The sequence below is a fragment of the Niallia sp. FSL W8-0954 genome (genome assembly GCF_038005605.1).
GTDB lineage: Bacteria > Bacillota > Bacilli > Bacillales > Cytobacillaceae > Niallia > Niallia circulans_A.
The window spans coordinates 1,444,660-1,462,836 of sequence record NZ_JBBOTN010000001.1 but is presented as its reverse complement, the minus strand read 5'-3'; the positions used below and the strand labels follow the sequence as shown (position 1 = coordinate 1,462,836).

The 18,177-nt window shown below is 34.8% G+C and carries 17 protein-coding genes; 5 read left to right on the top strand and 12 right to left on the bottom strand.

The genetic code is table 11. The features are described 5' to 3' along the window. Positions 1-41 precede the first annotated feature (41 nt). The 4 genes from NX902_RS07270 to NX902_RS07255 all read right to left on the bottom strand — a co-directional run bounded on the left by NX902_RS07270 (position 42) and on the right by NX902_RS07255 (position 4,162). Positions 42-644, bottom strand: a complete 603-nt coding sequence (locus NX902_RS07270; RefSeq protein ID WP_095329946.1) for an NDxxF motif lipoprotein — start codon at positions 642-644, stop codon at positions 42-44. 378 nt (positions 645-1,022) lie between these two features. Further along, positions 1,023-3,092 (bottom strand): bifunctional aldolase/short-chain dehydrogenase, encoded by a 2,070-nt coding sequence (locus tag NX902_RS07265; RefSeq protein ID WP_095329947.1) that lies wholly within the window; start codon positions 3,090-3,092, stop codon positions 1,023-1,025. A gap of 172 nt (positions 3,093-3,264) precedes the next feature. Further along, on the bottom strand, positions 3,265-3,399 hold the full coding sequence (locus NX902_RS07260) for a hypothetical protein (protein WP_286167819.1): 135 nt from the start codon (positions 3,397-3,399) through the stop codon (positions 3,265-3,267). A 157-nt stretch (positions 3,400-3,556) separates the two neighbouring features. Continuing rightward, positions 3,557-4,162, bottom strand: a complete 606-nt coding sequence (locus NX902_RS07255; protein WP_095329948.1) for a thioredoxin fold domain-containing protein — start codon at positions 4,160-4,162, stop codon at positions 3,557-3,559. A 215-nt stretch (positions 4,163-4,377) separates the two neighbouring features. Between NX902_RS07255 and pepT the strand changes: the two genes are divergently transcribed. The 3 genes from pepT to rpe all read left to right on the top strand — a co-directional run bounded on the left by pepT (position 4,378) and on the right by rpe (position 7,216). Continuing rightward, a complete protein-coding gene (pepT, locus tag NX902_RS07250) occupies positions 4,378-5,610 on the top strand; it encodes a peptidase T (protein ID WP_095329949.1) in 1,233 nt (410 codons plus the stop codon). Positions 5,611-5,967: 357 nt separating this feature from the next. Next, positions 5,968-6,381, top strand: coding sequence for a hypothetical protein (locus NX902_RS07245; RefSeq protein ID WP_204259950.1), 414 nt, complete (start codon positions 5,968-5,970; stop codon positions 6,379-6,381). Between the two features lie 190 nt (positions 6,382-6,571). Further along, positions 6,572-7,216, top strand: coding sequence for a ribulose-phosphate 3-epimerase (gene rpe / locus NX902_RS07240; protein WP_095329951.1), 645 nt, complete (start codon positions 6,572-6,574; stop codon positions 7,214-7,216). 39 nt (positions 7,217-7,255) lie between these two features. Here the strand turns inward: rpe and NX902_RS07235 are convergent, their stop codons facing one another. After that, the gene (locus NX902_RS07235) at positions 7,256-7,699 is read right to left on the bottom strand and encodes a hypothetical protein (protein WP_095329952.1); all 444 of its coding nucleotides are present in this window, start codon (positions 7,697-7,699) and stop codon (positions 7,256-7,258) included. Beyond that, entirely contained in the window at positions 7,696-8,484 is a 789-nt protein-coding gene (locus NX902_RS07230) for a hypothetical protein (RefSeq protein ID WP_095329953.1), read from the bottom strand. The genes NX902_RS07235 and NX902_RS07230 overlap by 4 nt, the downstream gene beginning before the upstream one ends. 262 nt (positions 8,485-8,746) lie before the next feature. On the opposite strand from NX902_RS07230, the gene NX902_RS07225 reads away from it, so the two are divergent. After that, the gene (locus NX902_RS07225) at positions 8,747-10,240 is read left to right on the top strand and encodes a peptide MFS transporter (protein ID WP_095329954.1); all 1,494 of its coding nucleotides are present in this window, start codon (positions 8,747-8,749) and stop codon (positions 10,238-10,240) included. A 95-nt stretch (positions 10,241-10,335) separates the two neighbouring features. Here the strand turns inward: NX902_RS07225 and NX902_RS07220 are convergent, their stop codons facing one another. From NX902_RS07220 to NX902_RS07195, 6 genes are all read right to left on the bottom strand, one after another. Continuing rightward, the gene (locus NX902_RS07220; RefSeq protein ID WP_095329955.1) at positions 10,336-10,827 is read right to left on the bottom strand and encodes an RNA polymerase sigma factor; all 492 of its coding nucleotides are present in this window, start codon (positions 10,825-10,827) and stop codon (positions 10,336-10,338) included. A 378-nt stretch (positions 10,828-11,205) separates the two neighbouring features. Further along, complete coding sequence (locus NX902_RS07215) at positions 11,206-11,970, bottom strand: LamB/YcsF family protein (protein WP_095329956.1); 765 nt, start codon at positions 11,968-11,970, stop codon at positions 11,206-11,208. Positions 11,971-12,287: 317 nt separating this feature from the next. Next, positions 12,288-13,007, bottom strand: coding sequence for a GntR family transcriptional regulator (locus NX902_RS07210; RefSeq protein ID WP_095329957.1), 720 nt, complete (start codon positions 13,005-13,007; stop codon positions 12,288-12,290). Continuing rightward, complete coding sequence (gene nagB / locus NX902_RS07205; protein ID WP_095329958.1) at positions 13,004-13,756, bottom strand: glucosamine-6-phosphate deaminase; 753 nt, start codon at positions 13,754-13,756, stop codon at positions 13,004-13,006. Before nagB ends, NX902_RS07210 begins: the two co-directional genes overlap by 4 nt. Beyond that, positions 13,753-14,961: an N-acetylglucosamine-6-phosphate deacetylase gene (gene nagA, locus NX902_RS07200; RefSeq protein ID WP_095329959.1), complete on the bottom strand. Its 1,209-nt coding sequence runs from the start codon at positions 14,959-14,961 to the stop codon at positions 13,753-13,755. The genes nagB and nagA overlap by 4 nt, the downstream gene beginning before the upstream one ends. A 284-nt stretch (positions 14,962-15,245) precedes the next feature. Next, a complete protein-coding gene (locus NX902_RS07195) occupies positions 15,246-16,229 on the bottom strand; it encodes a LacI family DNA-binding transcriptional regulator (RefSeq protein ID WP_095329960.1) in 984 nt (327 codons plus the stop codon). 274 nt (positions 16,230-16,503) lie between these two features. On the opposite strand from NX902_RS07195, the gene NX902_RS07190 reads away from it, so the two are divergent. Continuing rightward, positions 16,504-18,051, top strand: coding sequence for a glycosyltransferase family 2 protein (locus NX902_RS07190; protein WP_164463593.1), 1,548 nt, complete (start codon positions 16,504-16,506; stop codon positions 18,049-18,051). Positions 18,052-18,177: the final 126 nt, after the last annotated feature.

Sequence of the window (18,177 nt, the reverse complement as noted above, 5' to 3'; positions counted from 1 at the left end):
TTTAAGAACAGCCCTGTTTACAGTTCTAATCTGCTGTTTTCTTATTGCTTACGTCCAAATGCTTTAGTCTTGATATTTTTATTTTCCAGAAACTCTTCTATTTTTTTCTGTTCTCTTCCGTTAACTACCTTACTGCTTTTATATAAAGAGTCCATGTTTACTGTAGGAATGACATCTTCATTCAAGTCGTCTGTAAGTTGGTCGAGCACTGTATCTAATTCATCTAGCATCCCATTTAAACTTGTAATATATCTACTTATTCTTTCGGATTCTTCTTGATAACCCTGGGGTAATGTATTTTGTGAGATATAGTTTAAAAAGTTATCATCATTTTCTCTTGTAAGCCTGTTAATTTGCTTTAACTTCTCTAAATCACTTTTCGTTAATTCTTTTTCTTCGTCTATTATCTCTTGAAAAGGGGAACTAGCAAGAGATAATTCTTCATGGGTGTCTAAGTATGTTTTTATGCTTGATTTCATTTCTTCTTCATCAATTACACTATTTTGTTTGTCAGAATAAAAAATGGTACTAGGAACCTTCACATTATTTGTATCGACTATTTCCTCTTCCGTCTCCATTCCCCCTCCTTTTGAACATGCACTTAATAGAAAAAGAATTAGCATACTATAAAATATTCTTTTCATAAACGCCTACTCCCCTTTGCAAATATAATATTCCCTGGCTTTAGAGGACTATTAGAAACATCACAAATGGTATATCCACTTAACCAAATTGACCTTCCATTAGTTGAGGGTATTAGCTGGAAAAATATTTTAGTCATTCGTTAATACTATTTCACAGAGATGTCCTCATTTCCCTCGTCTTATTCAGGAATACAAAACAACTTTTAACCAATTTTCATCCGTTAGTTTAATAAACATTCATAAACCATATTAACATATATTACCTTATTTAACATTAAAAAGAAGTGTGATTTTCATGGAAATCACACTTCCTTTATGCTTATCTTTATCTCTTTGAGGCTGTCAAAAGCACAAATTAGAATAATAATCTAACCAATATTATCTAGTAAAGGCCGCTGGAACTCCTCCATCTACTGTCAGCATGCATCCAGTAGTTTTCTCCGCTTTGGAGGAAGAGAAATAACAAATCGCTTCCGCTATATCCTTTGGAAAAATATTAACTAATAAAGTGGTCCGTTTTTTATAATGCTCTTCTAATTGATCTGGTTCAATTCCATAGTTAGCTGCTCGCTCTTCACGCCACTTAGAGCCCCAAATAGCGGATCCTTGTAATACGGCATCAGGTAAGACAGTATTAACACGTATACCGAATTCTCCTCCCTCTGCTGCAATACATCGTGCAAGATGCGCTTCCATTGCTTTTACAGAACTATAGGCCGTAACATTCTTCCCTGCGTAGACAGAGTTTTTAGAACCAATGAAGACCATACTTCCACCTAGTCCTTGTTCCTTCATTTGTTTGAACGCTTCTCTTGCAACTAGAAAATACCCTGTACCAAGAACATTTAAGTTTAAATTCCATTCTTGTAGAGACGTTTCGTCAAACGGGCTAGAAGTAGCAAGACCAGCGTTATTGACGATGATATCCACACCACCAAAGGTTAGAGCTGTTTTCTTGTACGCTTCTTTCACCGCATCTTCTTTTGTTACATCCATCTTAACAGCTAATGCTCTCATGGAACCATACTTCTCATTTATTTCTGCTGCAACCTTTTCGGCACCTTCTATATTAAGATCTGCAATAACAACATGTGCCCCTTGCTCTGCAAATAGTCGACATGTTTCACTGCCTATCCCACCAGCTCCACCTGTAACAAATGCGACTTTACGAGAGAATTCAGCTTCTTTCGGGGCAAGAGCTAATTTATACAATTCTAGTGGCCAATACTCTATTTTAAATGATTCATTTTCATTTAACGAGACGAAATTACCTAAGGTGGTAGTTCCCTTCATAACAGAAATTGCACGGTGGTATAAAGCGCCGCTTACTGCTGCCATAGCTAGTGTCTTCCCAGTGTTAACCATACCAATACCAGGTATTAAAATAACACGCGGAGCAGTTTCAGAAATTTGATCTCCAGTCTCTTTGTTTCTATCAAAATACGATGTATATTCTTTTTTAAATTCTTCTACACCTGATTTAATCTTTTCTTTTAAACTAGCAATATCTTTCGTTGTTGGATTCCATTCAATATATAAAGGCTGTCTTTTCGTATGTACAAGATGATCTGGGCATGCTGCACCAATTTGTGATAAGGTTTTCGCATCCTTGCTATTTACAAATTGAAGCACATCAGCCCCTCTATCGTAGGTTAACAGCATTTGTTTTTCTCCACTAACCGCGCCCCGGATTACTGGCATTACTTGGCTTAAAATTTCTTCTGCCTCTTCTTCATTTAAAGCAGGATATTGTTCTCCGCCAAATACTTGCTCCTCGTCTATTTTATTATGAATATATTTTTCCGCTTCGTTAATAATTGAAATTGTTTTGTTATAGCTTTCTTCGGCAGTTTCTCCCCAAACAACAAGACCGTGTTTTTCCATTAATACTAATTCTGCATTTGGATTATTCTTCACACCTTCTGCAATCATTTTAGATAAGGTGAAGCCAGGACGAATATACGGTACCCAAACGAAACGATTCCCATATATTTCTTCGGCAATTTGTTTTCCATTATCAGCACAGCAAATACTAATAATAGCATCGGGATGTGTATGATCTACATGTTTATACGGTAAAAAAGCGTGTAATAAAGTTTCAATAGATGCCCTTGGATGAGAACGATCAATCATACAATGAGATAGATAAGCAACCATTTCCTCATCTGACATTTCTTTTCTTTCCATTAACGGTTTTATATCCTCTAGCTTTAGACCAGTAAAATTATGCGCTTTCATTGTTGCTAAATCTGAACCACTTCCTTTTACCCACATTACTTCTATGTCTCTACCACGAAAATCCTTTTCGATTGTTTTCATTGAAGTATTACCGCCACCCCAATTACATACTGCTCGATCTGTTCCGATTAAGTTGGAACGATATACAAGTTCTTCTAATCCCTTATTTAACTGCGAAGCTTTTTCATTATTCCATAAATTCTGTACCATTAATATTTCTCCCTTCAGAAATTGTTTTTTTATACCCCAAATACATTATATAATATGTTTGTTTGTTTTTGAAATAGTTTATTTGTTTTTATTTCTCTTTTTAAAGACTAATCCTCTTAAAAGGGAAGAATATGATGTGTATCTATGTTACGCTTTCGCTTATTATTGTTTTTTAGTGAGTTAAGATGTATTTTCGCTTTCTTTTGCTTGATGAACGCCACTTTTCTCTTTGACCTTCTTCTTTCTGACTTTCATTCCCTTCATGAACACTACTTTTTCCGAATGTTTTTGTTTTTTGGGCTTTCATCCTTTTAATGAATGCCACTTTTCTTTTTCCCGTCCTACTTTTTGGCTTTCATTCCTTTTATGAACATCCCTCCCGCCGAATTCTGTCACTTTGTCGCTCTTCTTCAAAAAAAGAAGCTTTAAGACAGGTTCACCCTATCTTAAAGCTTCTTTACTGTTTACTTCCCTAGCATTTCTACAGTTTCTTCCACGCCGACTGCATATGCTGCAAATTTCCCATCTTTGATTTTTATCATCGTTGGTGTTCCTGTAATCTCAATTTCTTCCGCGTTTTCTGGTACTTCGTTTCCGAAAGCAGTATTATGTGTTGCAATGATTTGGTTTTCTTCGTTCGCGACAATTCCCCAAGCAGTATTTTTATCATTTTGGAAATTCTCTATGTTTATGCCCTCATTCCATACTTCTTTCCCGTCTTCGATTTTCCCAATTACTTGGTCATACTTTTTATGATGCTCTTCCCAGTCATACCAGCTCGATTCATTTTTTTCATCCTGCATATCTACAACATAAATAGGTGTGTCACCGTTATTGCTAAAAGAAAGAACATCTTTTTCAATTTGTTTACAGTATGTACAAGTGGCTTGCCAGAAATAAACGATATATTCTTCCTCTTGTTGATTAAAAGTAGCTGATGCATTTATTTTCTGTATGTCTTCAATTGCGTCATTATCCTTACTCTTTAGTGTCCATATAGCTGCGATACAAATAATAATAATTACCACAATTACACTAAATATAATAATCGGTCTATTTTTTCTTTTCATTCTCAATCTCCTTTTTCAAACCCTATTAACTATATTCTATCTAAAAAGCTCTGTAAATAAAGCATCAATCCTCCACTAAATTCAACATAATTGTGAACATACCTATTTACCAACGACAACTGAAATGGGAGACTTTTTAGCATAAATTCACAATATTCGTCTTATTCATTCCTCCTATGATAAAATCAAACTATCTGATAAAGGAGTTGAATCGCATGAAAGAAAATATAATAAATCGTTTTGTATCGTATGCAGTTGTCGATACCCAATCAAATGAAAATAATTTAGAATGTCCGTCTACACCAGGACAATTAACATTAGCCAATTTATTGGTGGAAGAGCTTAAAGAAATTGGTATGGAAGAAGTAACGATTGATGAAAACGGTTATGTGATGGCAACTTTGCCAGCAAATACTGAGAAAAAAGTGCCGACAATCGGCTTCCTTGCTCACTTAGATACTGCTACTGATTTTACAGGTAAAAATGTACGTCCACAAAAAGTGGAAAATTATGATGGGGAGGATATTACCTTAAACGAAGATTTACATATCGTTTTATCTCCTAAAGATTTTCCAGAATTAAAAAATTACGTAGGACATACTTTGTTGACAACGGATGGCACAACCTTACTAGGAGCAGATAACAAAGCAGGTATTGCAGAAATTGTAACAGCTCTTATTTACTTAAAAGAAAACCCAGCAATTAAACATGGTAAAATTAGAGTGGCATTTACACCAGATGAGGAAATCGGCAGAGGTCCACATAAATTTAACGTAAAAGCCTTTAATGCTGATTTTGCTTACACTGTTGATGGCGGGCCATTAGGCGAATTGCAATATGAAAGCTTCAATGCTGCTGGCGCAAAAATCACAGTGAAGGGAACGAATGTTCATCCTGGTACAGCAAAAGGAAAAATGGTTAATAGTATGAAAATAGCGATGGAATTACAAAACCGCTTACCAGCAAATGAGGCACCTGAATATACGGAGGGCTATGAAGGTTTTTATCATTTACTATCCTTTGAGGGAGACGTGGAAGAAACAAAGCTTGCTTATATTATCCGTGATTTTGATCGTACTTCTTTTGAAGAGAGAAAAAGAATCCTGCAGACAATTGTAGCGGAGTTAAATGAAAAGTATGGTGCCGAAACAGTAAAACTGGAATTAAACGACCAATACTACAATATGCGGGAAAAAATTGAACCCGTAAAAGAAATTGTGGATGTAGCCTATCAAGCAATGGTAAATCTCGGTATTACACCAATTGTTCAGCCAATTCGCGGTGGTACAGATGGTTCACAGTTATCTTATATGGGATTGCCAACTCCCAATATTTTTACAGGTGGAGAAAACTTCCATGGTAAATATGAGTTCATTTCTGTCGATAACATGGTAAAAGCAACAAATGTAATCGTAGAAATTGTCCGCCTATTTGAAGAACGTGGATAAAGGAAAGAAGGCTTTTGAGGCCTTCTTTCAGCTTGCTGACAAAAGGAATTTAGGAAATGCAAATAGAATTATTATGCATTGCTTGGAGTGAAAGGGGTGAGACTCCTGTGGGATCTGCGAGACAACCTGAGACCCTGCAGGCCTTTAGGCTGAATCGTCTCAGCGCGAGCCCACGGAAAGCGAACCCCTGCAACGGAAATCAGCTCTTATTTATTAGAATGTATATTTTTTATTTCGTTAACCGAAGTAAATTTTGTACTTTTAACAGTTTAGTATATAATGATTCAGTGCCAAATCCCTATTTTCTATGGATTTAGTGGTGAAAGAAAAGATTAGAGGAGTTTTGCAATGGATACAATGAGTAAGATGCAAGAAGAAGTAACACAAAATACAGAATTACATCACTATATATTAGAAACTTTTGGACTTCAATCGAAGAAAAAAAGAGTTCGTAAAAAACTTTTGAAACAAGTAATCTCGCAAGAAAAAGTTCTAAAAAAATTGGTGAGCGAATTTAAGAATACAGACCAAGAACAGCCTGTAGTTTCTAGAAAAGAAGAAGTAAGCACTGTTTCCTTTGAGAAACTACCCGTTACTACTCTATTAAAAATCGGAAAAGAATTTTTTAAAGAAGAAGAAAGTGTTCGTTTTTATTATAATAAAAACAAAGAACCTTTCTACAAGAATAAAGAAATGCTTATTGCATGTATTTCAACAAATTATGCTGCAGCACCAGCTGATATTCAAAAAGAAATCATAACTAAACTATAATTCTTCACTATGATGAGATTCACTTATGGATAGCCACTTCTATTTATCCTCTTATTCGAACGAAGTGGCTACAATTTTTTATCCTCACCTTTCATAAAAACAAGCAAGCGCATCCAATCAGCTTGTTCGATATCTCACAATCTGCTATAATTTTGATGTAATACATAGATTAAGAAAGGGAGGCATACAAATGATTAAGATTGCACCCTCCATTCTCTCCGCTGATTTTGCTAAGCTAGGGGATGAAGTGAAAGATGTAGAACGAGGTGGCGCTGATTACATTCATGTGGATGTAATGGATGGTCATTTTGTACCAAATATAACTATTGGCCCACTTATTGTGGAAGCAATTCGTCCTGTGACAACTTTGCCATTAGATGTTCATTTAATGATTGAAAATCCAGATGCTTATATTCCAGCATTCGCTAAGGCTGGTGCTGATATCATCACCGTACATGTAGAGGCCTCTCGCCACTTGCATCGTACTATTCAATTAATAAAAGAACAGGGCGTAAAGGCTGGAGTAGTATTAAATCCAAGTACGCCAGTAGAAATGATTAAGCATATTATCGAAGATATTGACATGGTTCTATTAATGACAGTTAATCCTGGTTTTGGCGGACAGGCTTTTATTCCTAATGTCCTTCCTAAAATTAAAGAAGTACGTCAGTTAGCAGATCTGTTAAATCCAACACTTGATATTGAAGTAGACGGTGGTATTAATACTGAAACTGCTGTATTAGTCAAAGAGGCAGGCGCGAATGTTCTTGTTGCCGGATCATTTATTTATAACAATCCTAATCGTGAAGAAGCAATTAAAGCAATACGTGGATAAAATAGTAACAAGGAGTCTATAAATTTAGATTCCTTTTTTTTATATTTTAACTAACCCAATTGTATGATGTTGGTACAATAGACTTTCTATTAAAGCTACTTGAGTCTCCTCACAATGAATAACGATAATTAACTCCGCTTTACTTGGCTTTATCTCTTCTTTATTTCTCCACCGCTTATACAAATAATCTACCGGAATAGTGATACAAATTCCCGCTATTAAACCAATTAATCCCCAAAGAATTGGACCTAAATAAAGAACAAATCCATAGATGGTCCCCAAAAGCATCATAATCATACTCACACTAGCAACAAAGAACATATTAAAACCATCTGCATTGAAAGGATCCATATATTTTTTCTCTACCCCTTTTTTATTAAGAGATGATACAAATATATCTTCCTTGCGAATATGATGTTTTTCTAATTCATGTAGTACCAATTCGACTTTTAAGGAATGATCAAAGACGGAGATAATATTCATGGATTATTGTCCTTTATTTTAAAGTTTCTTTTAAGATAAAAAGAATATTTTTGTTCAAGATAATGGCTCTGTTCTAGTCTAAACAGTTGATTCATTTCGATGGCATGGTAATATGTATCACATGCAGCAAATAGATAAATGGACGGCAGAAACAGAAGCCATTCTATATTAATAATGGAGGTCGCTAAACCGTACAATCCTCTGCAAGTGAAATAAATTCCTTCTAATGCTTTTGAATGGTAGATTATGATTAGATGACTAGCTAATAAAAATGAACCCGTTAAAAAGTTTCTAAGAATTAAATGACCAAGACCTGGAGTAATGATGGACCAAAATACTGGTACCCATTTATTTACTCGCTGCAAATAATTGATTCCCAATGGATGGATGACAAATGGCATTAGTGGATATCTTTCCTCTTTAGCTAACTTAGAAAATTGATTAATATCCGTAGTTATTCTGTATGCATCCCATGCATTAAAAATATAAATTCCTACATAGAAAAAAAACCATCTTATATCCAGCGATTCAGCAGCTAATTGAAATTCGCCAATACAGGAGTACAAAATAGCTAAATTTAAATGCGCCTGTGTATTAATCAAAAATTCCCATATAAATAAAAGTACTCCTATCAATAACTTTCCAACCATAATATGACCAGTACCTGGCATGGCAAGAGCCCACCATAGTGGCATCAAAGGATTGCTTACACTTAAATAATTTGTTCCAATAATAGACATATTCATGTTTTTATGTCTATATGCTTGCTCATTGAATTGTTGCACCCGTGCTCACCAACTCGTTTTTTTCTAGTATGCTTCCTTCTGCTAATTTTTTATACATATATTTCGAATCAAATTAAAACTACTCACTTGAAGCAAAAAAATTATATTAAAAACATTATTATTTTTCATAATAAAATGATTATTATGAATTTAGACTCTAAAAAGCCACAATTTATTCCAATTTTATGCTCTAGCAAAATTTTTTTTGACAAGTCTAGTATCTTTTCAGTATTATATTAAAATAATAGAGGAGGTTTCTTTAATGTCAGATTTAAATAAACAGAAAATTGTGGACAGTGTTCCCCAAAAGGGATTTTTTGGTCACCCTAAAGGGTTGTTTACACTTTTCTTTACAGAATTTTGGGAAAGATTTTCCTACTATGGGATGAGAGCCATCCTAGTTTATTATATGTACTACGAAGTATCTAAAGGTGGATTAGGTATTTCCGAAGGTACGGCGATTGCCATTGTATCTATCTACGGTTCACTCGTTTATATGTCTGGTATAATTGGTGGATGGTTTGCAGATAGAATATTTGGGACAAGTAAGGCCGTTTTCTATGGCGGTATATTCATTATGCTTGGTCACATTGTATTAGCTGTGCCGGGTAGTATTACCATGTTCTTTATTTCCATGATTTTAATTGTTATCGGAACAGGATTATTAAAACCAAATGTATCAAGTATTGTTGGAGAAATGTATAGTCCAGAGGATGCGCGTCGTGACGCAGGTTTTAGTATATTCTACATGGGAATTAACCTTGGTGGATTCCTGTCACCAATTATTGTTGGCGAAATTGGAATGAATTATAGTTTCCATCTTGGTTTTGGACTTGCTGCAATTGGTATGTTATGTGGATTAATTGTATTCATGATGACAAAGAAGAAGAATTTAGGTCTTGCTGGTACATTTGTGCCAAATCCATTATCTAAAAAAGAAAAGAAAAAGGTATATTCTTCTATTGGTATTAGCATAGTGGTCATTGCCATCATTTTAGCTATTTTAATTCCATTGAAAATCTTAACTTTCGAATCTTTTGTCACAATTGTCGGAATTCTCGGCTTCTTAATTCCAGCTATTTATTTTATTGTTATGTATCGCAGTCCAAAAACTACTCGTGATGAGCGTTCTAGATTGATTGCCTATATCCCACTGTTTTTAGCTGCCGTTATGTTCTGGGCGATTCAAGAACAAGGATCAACCATTCTTGCTGCCTATGCTGATAAACGAACACAATTAGAGTTTGGCAGATTTAGTCTTTCACCAACTATTTTCCAATCAATCAATCCATTGTTCATTATTATATTTGCACCGGTATTTGCATGGATTTGGGTTAAGCTTGGAAATCGTCAACCTTCTGTTTCTAAGAAGTTTTCAATTGCTTTATTGTTTGCCGGTTTATCCTTTATCATTATGATGTTACCTGCTTATTTAAGCGGAGTAAACACATTAGTTAGCCCATTATGGTTAGTATTAAGCTATTTCCTAGTAGTAGTTGGAGAGCTATGTATATCTCCAGTTGGCCTGTCTGCTACAACTAAACTGGCGCCAGCGGCTTTCTCTGCACAGACAATGAGTCTTTGGTTCTTATCCAGTGCTGCTGCCCAAGCACTAAATGCACAAATCGCCCCATTATTCACAAAAATATCTGAAGTTGCATATTTCGGTATTCTTGGAGGAGTAGCTATTTTCTTAAGTATTATCCTTTTCTTGTTATCACCTATGATTCAAAACAAGATGAAAGGAATAAAGTAAACAAAAAAGTGGAGGATATGCCTCCACTTTTTTAATGTAAGTGAAAGTTAAATTTGTCCCTAACACATTTAACTCCTTCTGTTACCTTGCGGACTTTATATGCCTACTAAATTCTTTTTGAGCAATTTTAAAGCCCGATGCTGTGTCGTCTTCACTTTACTTTCAGACCACCCCAAATTCAAAGCAGTTTCTCCTATAGACAATTCCTTTAAATATCTGCAGTAAATTACTTTTTTTTGATCTTCTGTACAACAATAAAGTAAATGTTTAATCCAATCAAGCTGTTCTTTCTTCATGGCAACTTCATCAGGAAGAGCTTGTTCATCCTTTATATGGATAGGTATTTCACAATCAAAGGTATAGGAATTTTTTTGTTTTCTAAAATGATCAATGGCAATATTTTTAGCAATTGTATATAGCCAAGTTCGCTCACTACTTTCCCCTTTAAAGAGACACTTTGTTTTTAGCAATCGTATAAAAACTTCTTGTACTAAATCTTCTGCCTCTTCCTTTTTCACCCCTAAATAGATCAGAAAATGAATTAATTCTTGACTATATCTTTCATAGAGCTCTTCAATCGAACCCATTTCCCCCACCCCTAACAAAACCAGTGAATCAACGGACAGATAACAATCAAAAAACTCCTATTACTAAAATTCCAGAGAGCATTTTTTATTCCATTATTAAATAGTAAGTATGTATTTCTTGCGAGTTCTTCATTTAATTATTACTATCCTAAAGTATTTATCTTTTTTGTTACAAAGCAATTACAAAACTATTTTATTGTAACATCAATGAAATATATTATACATCTTAACGTAATAAAAATTCCAGTTTTTTCTTTAAAAATTGATTAATTTTCTATTCATTTTATTAAATCATTAATTGTAACTAAATTCTTTTATTGTAGTTAGTTTCCAACATCCTAGTTGAGGGGGTTTTTTAGCAATACTAAATTCAAATACTTATATTTTCTCCATAAAATTGCGGATGGTTATTGTCGATTGAAGTAACGTAGATGTTACTTCTTTTACAATGGATATACCATGGGTGGAATCACCATGAATACATATGGTATCTGCTTGAATAGGTATCTCTTCACCTTGTACAGAGGTAACCTTTTTATTCTTAACCATATCAATTATCTGTTTAGCTGCCTGTTTAGGGCAGTCGATAAGAGCTTGTTTATGTGTACGTGGGGTTAAACTTCCATCTGATTGATAAGTTCGATCTGCAAATACCTCGTTAGCAGTTTCTAAGCCATAACGTTTCCCTGCTCTAATCAATTCACTGTTCGCTAAACCGAATAGAATATACGCAGGATTTATCTTGTAAATAGCTTTGGCAATCGCATCAGCCAATCGTCCATCTTTCACAGCCATATTATATAACGCACCATGTGGCTTTATATGCTGCAAGGTTCCGCCCTCTGCTTTCACAAATGCTTCTAATGCTCCTATTTGATAAATGACTATATCATATACTTCATTGGGTGATATATTTATTTCTCTCCTCCCGAAGCCAAGAACATCATTAAAGCCTGGATGGGCACCAATCGCCACTTTATTCTCCAGTGCAAGATTCACCGTTTTCCTCATGGTAGTTGGATCACCGGCATGAAAACCACAAGCAATATTTACACTAGTTACATAGGGGATAATTGTTTCATCATTCCCAATTTGATAAGCACCATAGCTTTCCCCTAAATCACAATTTATATCAATAGACATATAGGCTCCTCCTATTTAGTAAATTTCTTCCCCTATTTATTCACCTCAAGCCCCAATATAATGAATTCTAGAATACAGATGACTAAACCTCCTCTTCTCTACTATTTCCCTTTTCACTTTACAAAAAAAAATACGGAAGTCCTACAAAGGGGCTACCGTATTTCCATTGTTATATTTATGTTTTTCATCAAACTTTATTTTAAATATGCTGTCGTCAGAAGCAATTACTGACCATATTTATACAGTCTCTATTTGTAGGGACTCCATCTCTTTATCATCAGTTCATGTAACTACTTTGTAGTAATCTAGCATCGTGATTAAGATCTCTTCATATCAATAATAAATTTATACCGGTCTCCGCGATAAATAGATTTCACATATTCAAAAGGAGTTCCATTAGCCAAATAACTAAAACGCTCCATCAGCAGCACCGGTGCCCCCTCTTTAATCCCAAGAGATGCACTTTCATTTTTATGGGATAACGTTGATTCAATTGTTTGGGTAGCGTGACTAATCTTTTGATGTAAAGTTTGCTCCACATATTCATATATAGAACCATGTAAAGTCTCTTCCTGCAGCTCCTTAATCAAGAGCGTCGGAAGGTAGGAAGTTTCAAGGGCCATTGGGATATCATCCGCAATCCGTAATCGGCTAACCTCATAAACTTGGTCGCCCTCTTCTATCTTCAACTTACTGGCAATGCCTCTTGGACAAGGAATTATTTTAAAATCAAGAATTTTTGTTTTTGGTGTTAACCCTCTTGAATGCATATCTTCCGAGAAACTTGTTAATCCAGAAAGCTCTTGTTCTACCTTTTGTGCAGCAACAAAAGTCCCTTTCCCTCTTTGACGAACAAGTACGCCTTCAGCTACTAAGTTATTAATAGCTTGACGAACCGTCATCCTGCTAATACCGTATTTTTCGGAAAACTCCCGTTCCGAGCTAATAGGGTCACCAGGCTTTAGCTCTTTAATAATTTCTTTTATCTCCATTTCTAATTGATAATAGATAGGAATATGTGAATCTTTAATGATCAACTATACACACTTCCTTTATTTTCTTTCAAAATAGATAAAGCCTCCTGATCAGCGATAATTGTAACATCCGGATGCTTTTTCAAAATAGAAGCTGGAAGATCCTCTTTTATATCGGAATGAAATAACTGATTAAGCACAGATGCCTTCTTCACTCCAGACACGAGCAATAAGATTTTCCGACTTTTCATTATAGTGGAAATCCCCATAGAGATAGCATGTGTTGGTACCTCATCCATACTAGTAAAATAGCGAGCATTTGCCTCTCTTGTCGAGTCAGCTAATTGAACAACATCAGTTGTAGAAGAGAACGAAGTACCTGGTTCATTAAAACCGATATGTCCATTTTCACCTATTCCTAAAACTTGCATATCCATTCCACCAAAAGAATCAATCAGTTTCTCATAATTTTTTCCTGCTTCTTTATCATCAATATTTTTGGCAAAAGGCAAATGAGTTTGATTTTCAGGAATATTTATATGATTAAATAAGTGTTCTTTCATATAATAGCTATAACTTTGAGGATTATCCTCTTCTAAACCAACATATTCATCTAAATTAACGGTGATAACTTTTTCATAGGATGTTTGGTTCTCCGTAAAATCCTTTATTAAATACTGATAGGTTCCTACTGGAGTTCCCCCAGTAGCAAGACCTAGCACACTATTTGGCTTCGTTTGTATTTGCTCTATTATTTTTTTGGCTGCTACTTTACTCATTTCATCGTAGTTTTGAACTTCAATTAATTTCATGCTGAAAATCCTCCATTCGAATATACAATTTTCCCTTTACAAATTGTTAGTGCCACTTGATTATTTTCATCTAATACGACTAAATCTGCATCTTTACCTTTTGCAATACTTCCCTTTTTATCCAAGACACCAATTTGCTTAGCTGGATTATAAGATGCCATCTTGACAACATCCTGTAAAGAGCATCCTGTAAATTTCATCATATTATTGATAGCATCATTCATTTTTAATGTACTACCCGCAAGAGCACCATTTTCTAATAACGCTTTTCCATCACGAACAATTACCTTTTGCCCACCTAAGGATGAAATACCATCCGCAAGCCATTTTGCCCGCATGCTATCTGTAATGAGAATGATATGTTCAGCCCCCTTTTGTAAAAAAGCAAGTTTAACTATTTCTGGATGAATATGAACACCATCGACAATCATTTCAGCCATTAACTCCGAATGGAGCAAGGCTGCGCCTGCAACTCCTGGATCACGATGATGCAGACCTCTCATTCCATTAAACAGATGAGTAACATGATTTACACCAGCTTGAATGCTTGATAATACTTGCTCATAAACTGCATCTGAGTGCCCTATTGATGGAACGATATTCTCTGCCTTTAAATAGCGAACAAGCTCAAAGTTTTCATCTTCCTCAGGTGCCATCGTAACAAGTTTGATTTGATTATTGGATAATGTCTGCCATTTTTTAAATAACTCTACATTCGGCTTTTTAACAGATTGGACTGGCTGTGCTCCAACTCTCTTTTCGGAGATAAAGGGACCTTCTAAGTGAATCCCGATGATTTCTGCTTTTCCTGATTGATCAGCTGTCTCGACATACTGGGCAATAGTTGTGAGCGCATTTTCAATACTTTCTACCTCTTGTGTCATGGTAGTTGCTAAAAAGCTTGTTGTTCCTTCTTTTGGCAATGTCTCAGCCATAATTTCTAAGGCTTGCTGTGACGCATCCATTGCGTCAGCATTATTTGCTCCATGGATATGAATATCAATAAACCCTGGTATTAAATTCATACCCTTTGGAAAATCTAGTATATGTGCATTTTCCCATTCTTTTTCAAGGAAGGAGTCCATTAACCCAATCGAATTAATTTTCCCTTCCTTCACAACTACATACCCATTTGGATTAACTTCCGTTTCTGTGTAAATACATACATTTTTTAATATTAATTCTTTTGCTTCATCCGTTATCATGATTCTAAAAGCTCCTTTTTTTAAAAATATGCGTATCTATATATCTAGATGTCTATACCAGTTGATTTATACTTATTCTTCTTGGATGATTAAATATTAACCTATCAGATATTCACTATTTTTCTATTTCCCCAAACTAACTAGCGGTAATCGGTTTCACCTCAAATTATAGTTATTTCCTTTTATTTCGTCAAGTTCCTATTGTCCTTCTTGCTGCTATTTCTAAAAATATGAATAAATGATATCGGCTAAATCCACTTTTAGCTGATATCATTTAGTTGAACTTACATTTGCCTAACACTTTCGCGGTAAATAATTTCATACCCAGAAACTGTTTTCATGGGAGTATCATCACCATTAATGAGACTTAACATCTTTCTGGCTGCTAGATTGCCAGCATCTTTATAAAAAAACTTTGCAGTGGTTAAACCTGGATATATCATCTCAGTCATTTCATACCCACCAAACCCGGTTATGGACAGATCGCAAGGAATAGAAATCCCCTTCGAATAGATTGCTTTCATTGTTCCCATGGCAATATTATCTGTAGCACATACAATGATGCTAGGGTGAAATCGATCGATTATTTCAGAAACAATGGAAAATGATTGTGTTTCTTGATCCATCTTCACCTCAAAAAATTGGACATCTATATTTGCTGTTTCCTCGATACTTTTCTTAAACCCTTCTTTCCGATCAATTCCTATTGCAACATTTTTTTCTTGGAGACCAAGGAAGGCGATTCTTTTATGCCCTTGAGAAAGTATATATTTCCCTAATTCATATGCTGCTTCATAATCATTATGAATTAAACTTGGAATCTCCTCATGCTGTTGCCCTACAATAAGCACAGGGATTCCTAGTTGTTTAATGATCATTAAATGGCGATTCGTAACTTCTGTTGCTAATAAAATGATCCCAGCAACCTTCTGTCTTACTAAAGAATGAATATTTTCTATTTCCCGTTCCAAATCTAAATTTGAATGAGAAATTAACATTTGATAATTCCTTGCCTTCAACTCTTCATCTATTCCTATTAAAGTCCGTGAAAAAGCATACGAATCTAATTGAGGCACAATTGTTCCAATAATATTTGTCTTCTTTGCTTTTAAGCTTTGAGCAAATGCATTAGGCGTATAGCCGGTTTCTTTGATAATATGCTGTATTTTTCTTTTCGTGGCTTCACTGACAGAACCTTCATTTAAATATCTAGAAACAGTACTTTTGGCCACGCCCGCAAGTTTAGCGATATCACTAATAGTTGTCACCTATAAACCTCCTTATACATTGCTTTCTTCCAGAAAAATCAATTATAGAGCAGGCATTCTTTGAAACCCGCTAATTAAGAAAGCCTTTTCATTTTTCCTTGATGTAAAGCTAGATTTCCTTACTTGTTCTTCTCTCTCTATATTATACAGGATAAAAAACAATAACGTATGCACTATTTTTTCTATTTATGGAAGTATACCTTGTAGCTTGTTGATTCATAATGATTGCTATAAGGACTTTCTTTTAGTTTTAATTATGAAGGTAGGGAATGCAATGAAAAATATATCATCTCTTCGAAAAAACAATAAATATAAATATGAACTATTACAGAGTGCAAACTATTTAGAACAGCCGATTATTTCTGTTATTACCCCCGTATTTAACAATGAAAAAACGATCCAGAAGACGATTGAATCGGTTTTACAGCAATCCATTATGCCACAGATTGAATATATACTTATTGATGATGGCTCTAAAGATCAAACTCGTTCTATCTTGAAGAAATTTGTTAACGAGCATCCTAATATTAAACTCGCTCTTCTAGCGAAAAACACAGGCACACCTGGCTATCCTAGAAATTTAGGCATTGAACTTTCATCGGCCCCTTACTTAACTTTTTTAGATGCAGATGATTGGTTTGAAAAGACTGGCTTGGAAAAACTCTATAGTGTACTAAATGAAACAGATGATGATTATATAGTGGGAAAAACAATTAAAGTCACGTCTAAAAAAAATGCCATAGTAGGCGAACACGAATCATGGAAAGAAAGAAGAAGTATCCCCCCGGCGAGTATCCCACATATTTTTCATCATTTAGGACCTAGGGCAAGATTAATGAAGTCTAGCATTATAAAACAGAACCAAATTCAATTTCCTGAGATGAAGTATGGAGAAGATAAGCAATTTTTCATGGAAGTATTGACTAATTGTAAAAAAATCTCAACAACAGAAGCTGTTATCTACTATTTAAATCGCTTAGATGATAATGACGAATCCTTGACGAAGCAGACGAATGTATTAAATAAAATGCATTGTAATCGAAAAGTAATCAACTACTTTAAAGAGAAAGAAATGGATTCAGAGTTAAAGCGAATGGTCCTTAATCGCTTGTATGAATTTGATTGCTTTAATCGATTTATAAATCGGTATCATACGCTAAGAACGGAAAACAATCAAACATTTAAAGGGAAATTAGATGAGTTTTTAAAAAGGAAAGCATATATATCCACCATGAAAAAAATGTTACGGACGACTTCTTCGTTGGATTATGAGATCAGTGACCATTTTTACCATCCTTATAATAAGGTTTGTTATCAGTTATTTTCACAAAAACGCTATAAGGATATCGAAACATTATTTCGATGGATGAATCAAGAAAAAATAAAAAAACATGTAGTTAAAGATGATACTGCTTACTGGGTTTCTCCGCTAAGCTCGCCTTATAACTTTATTAGAGTCCCTATGTATGCTGAATTAATAAATTGTGAATATACGAATGGTTTCTTCCGCTTCGATATTCGTATTGCAGGTGATCACCCAAAAGAGATTGAACATCTCCTGTTCCGCGATCGAAACAACATCCATAACCAGTTTATGTTTTCGATTGAACCATATGAAGGGGCTTTAAAGAGAATTATGGTACCAGAAGCATTCTTTACCGCTCTTGGAAAATCAGTTTATACTATTTATTTATCTTATAGAGATTATCATAAAGTCCAATTACATATCCCGAACCCTAAGCTCCGGTTAAAAAAGCAGCAAACAGATAAGCAGCATTTTTATAAAACCATTCACAATCACTTGGCGCTAAAGGTTCTTTAATATTAAGTTTAAGAGTTGATTTCTTAGAGACCGCCTGTTTTCTTATAAAACGAGTGATCTCTAAGAATTTTTTTCATCTCTCATTCATATTCTAACCTTAACCAATCTAATCTTTTTCCTCTGCAC

Bases quoted from the DNA above. Each gene is read 5' to 3' on its own strand.
- NX902_RS07270 (WP_095329946.1), bottom strand. From the start codon at position 644: ATGAAAAGAATATTTTATAGTATGCTAATTCTTTTTCTATTAAGTGCA.
- NX902_RS07265 (WP_095329947.1), bottom strand. From the start codon at position 3,092: ATGGTACAGAATTTATGGAATAATGAAAAAGCTTCGCAGTTAAATAAG.
- NX902_RS07260 (WP_286167819.1), bottom strand. From the start codon at position 3,399: ATGAAAGCCCAAAAAACAAAAACATTCGGAAAAAGTAGTGTTCATGAA.
- NX902_RS07255 (WP_095329948.1), bottom strand. From the start codon at position 4,162: ATGAAAAGAAAAAATAGACCGATTATTATATTTAGTGTAATTGTGGTA.
- pepT (WP_095329949.1), top strand. From the start codon at position 4,378: ATGAAAGAAAATATAATAAATCGTTTTGTATCGTATGCAGTTGTCGAT.
- NX902_RS07245 (WP_204259950.1), top strand. From the start codon at position 5,968: ATGAGTAAGATGCAAGAAGAAGTAACACAAAATACAGAATTACATCAC.
- rpe (WP_095329951.1), top strand. From the start codon at position 6,572: ATGATTAAGATTGCACCCTCCATTCTCTCCGCTGATTTTGCTAAGCTA.
- NX902_RS07235 (WP_095329952.1), bottom strand. From the start codon at position 7,699: ATGAATATTATCTCCGTCTTTGATCATTCCTTAAAAGTCGAATTGGTA.
- NX902_RS07225 (WP_095329954.1), top strand. From the start codon at position 8,747: ATGTCAGATTTAAATAAACAGAAAATTGTGGACAGTGTTCCCCAAAAG.
- NX902_RS07220 (WP_095329955.1), bottom strand. From the start codon at position 10,827: ATGGGTTCGATTGAAGAGCTCTATGAAAGATATAGTCAAGAATTAATT.
- NX902_RS07215 (WP_095329956.1), bottom strand. From the start codon at position 11,970: ATGTCTATTGATATAAATTGTGATTTAGGGGAAAGCTATGGTGCTTAT.
- nagB (WP_095329958.1), bottom strand. From the start codon at position 13,756: ATGAAATTAATTGAAGTTCAAAACTACGATGAAATGAGTAAAGTAGCA.
- nagA (WP_095329959.1), bottom strand. From the start codon at position 14,961: ATGATAACGGATGAAGCAAAAGAATTAATATTAAAAAATGTATGTATT.
- NX902_RS07190 (WP_164463593.1), top strand. From the start codon at position 16,504: ATGAAAAATATATCATCTCTTCGAAAAAACAATAAATATAAATATGAA.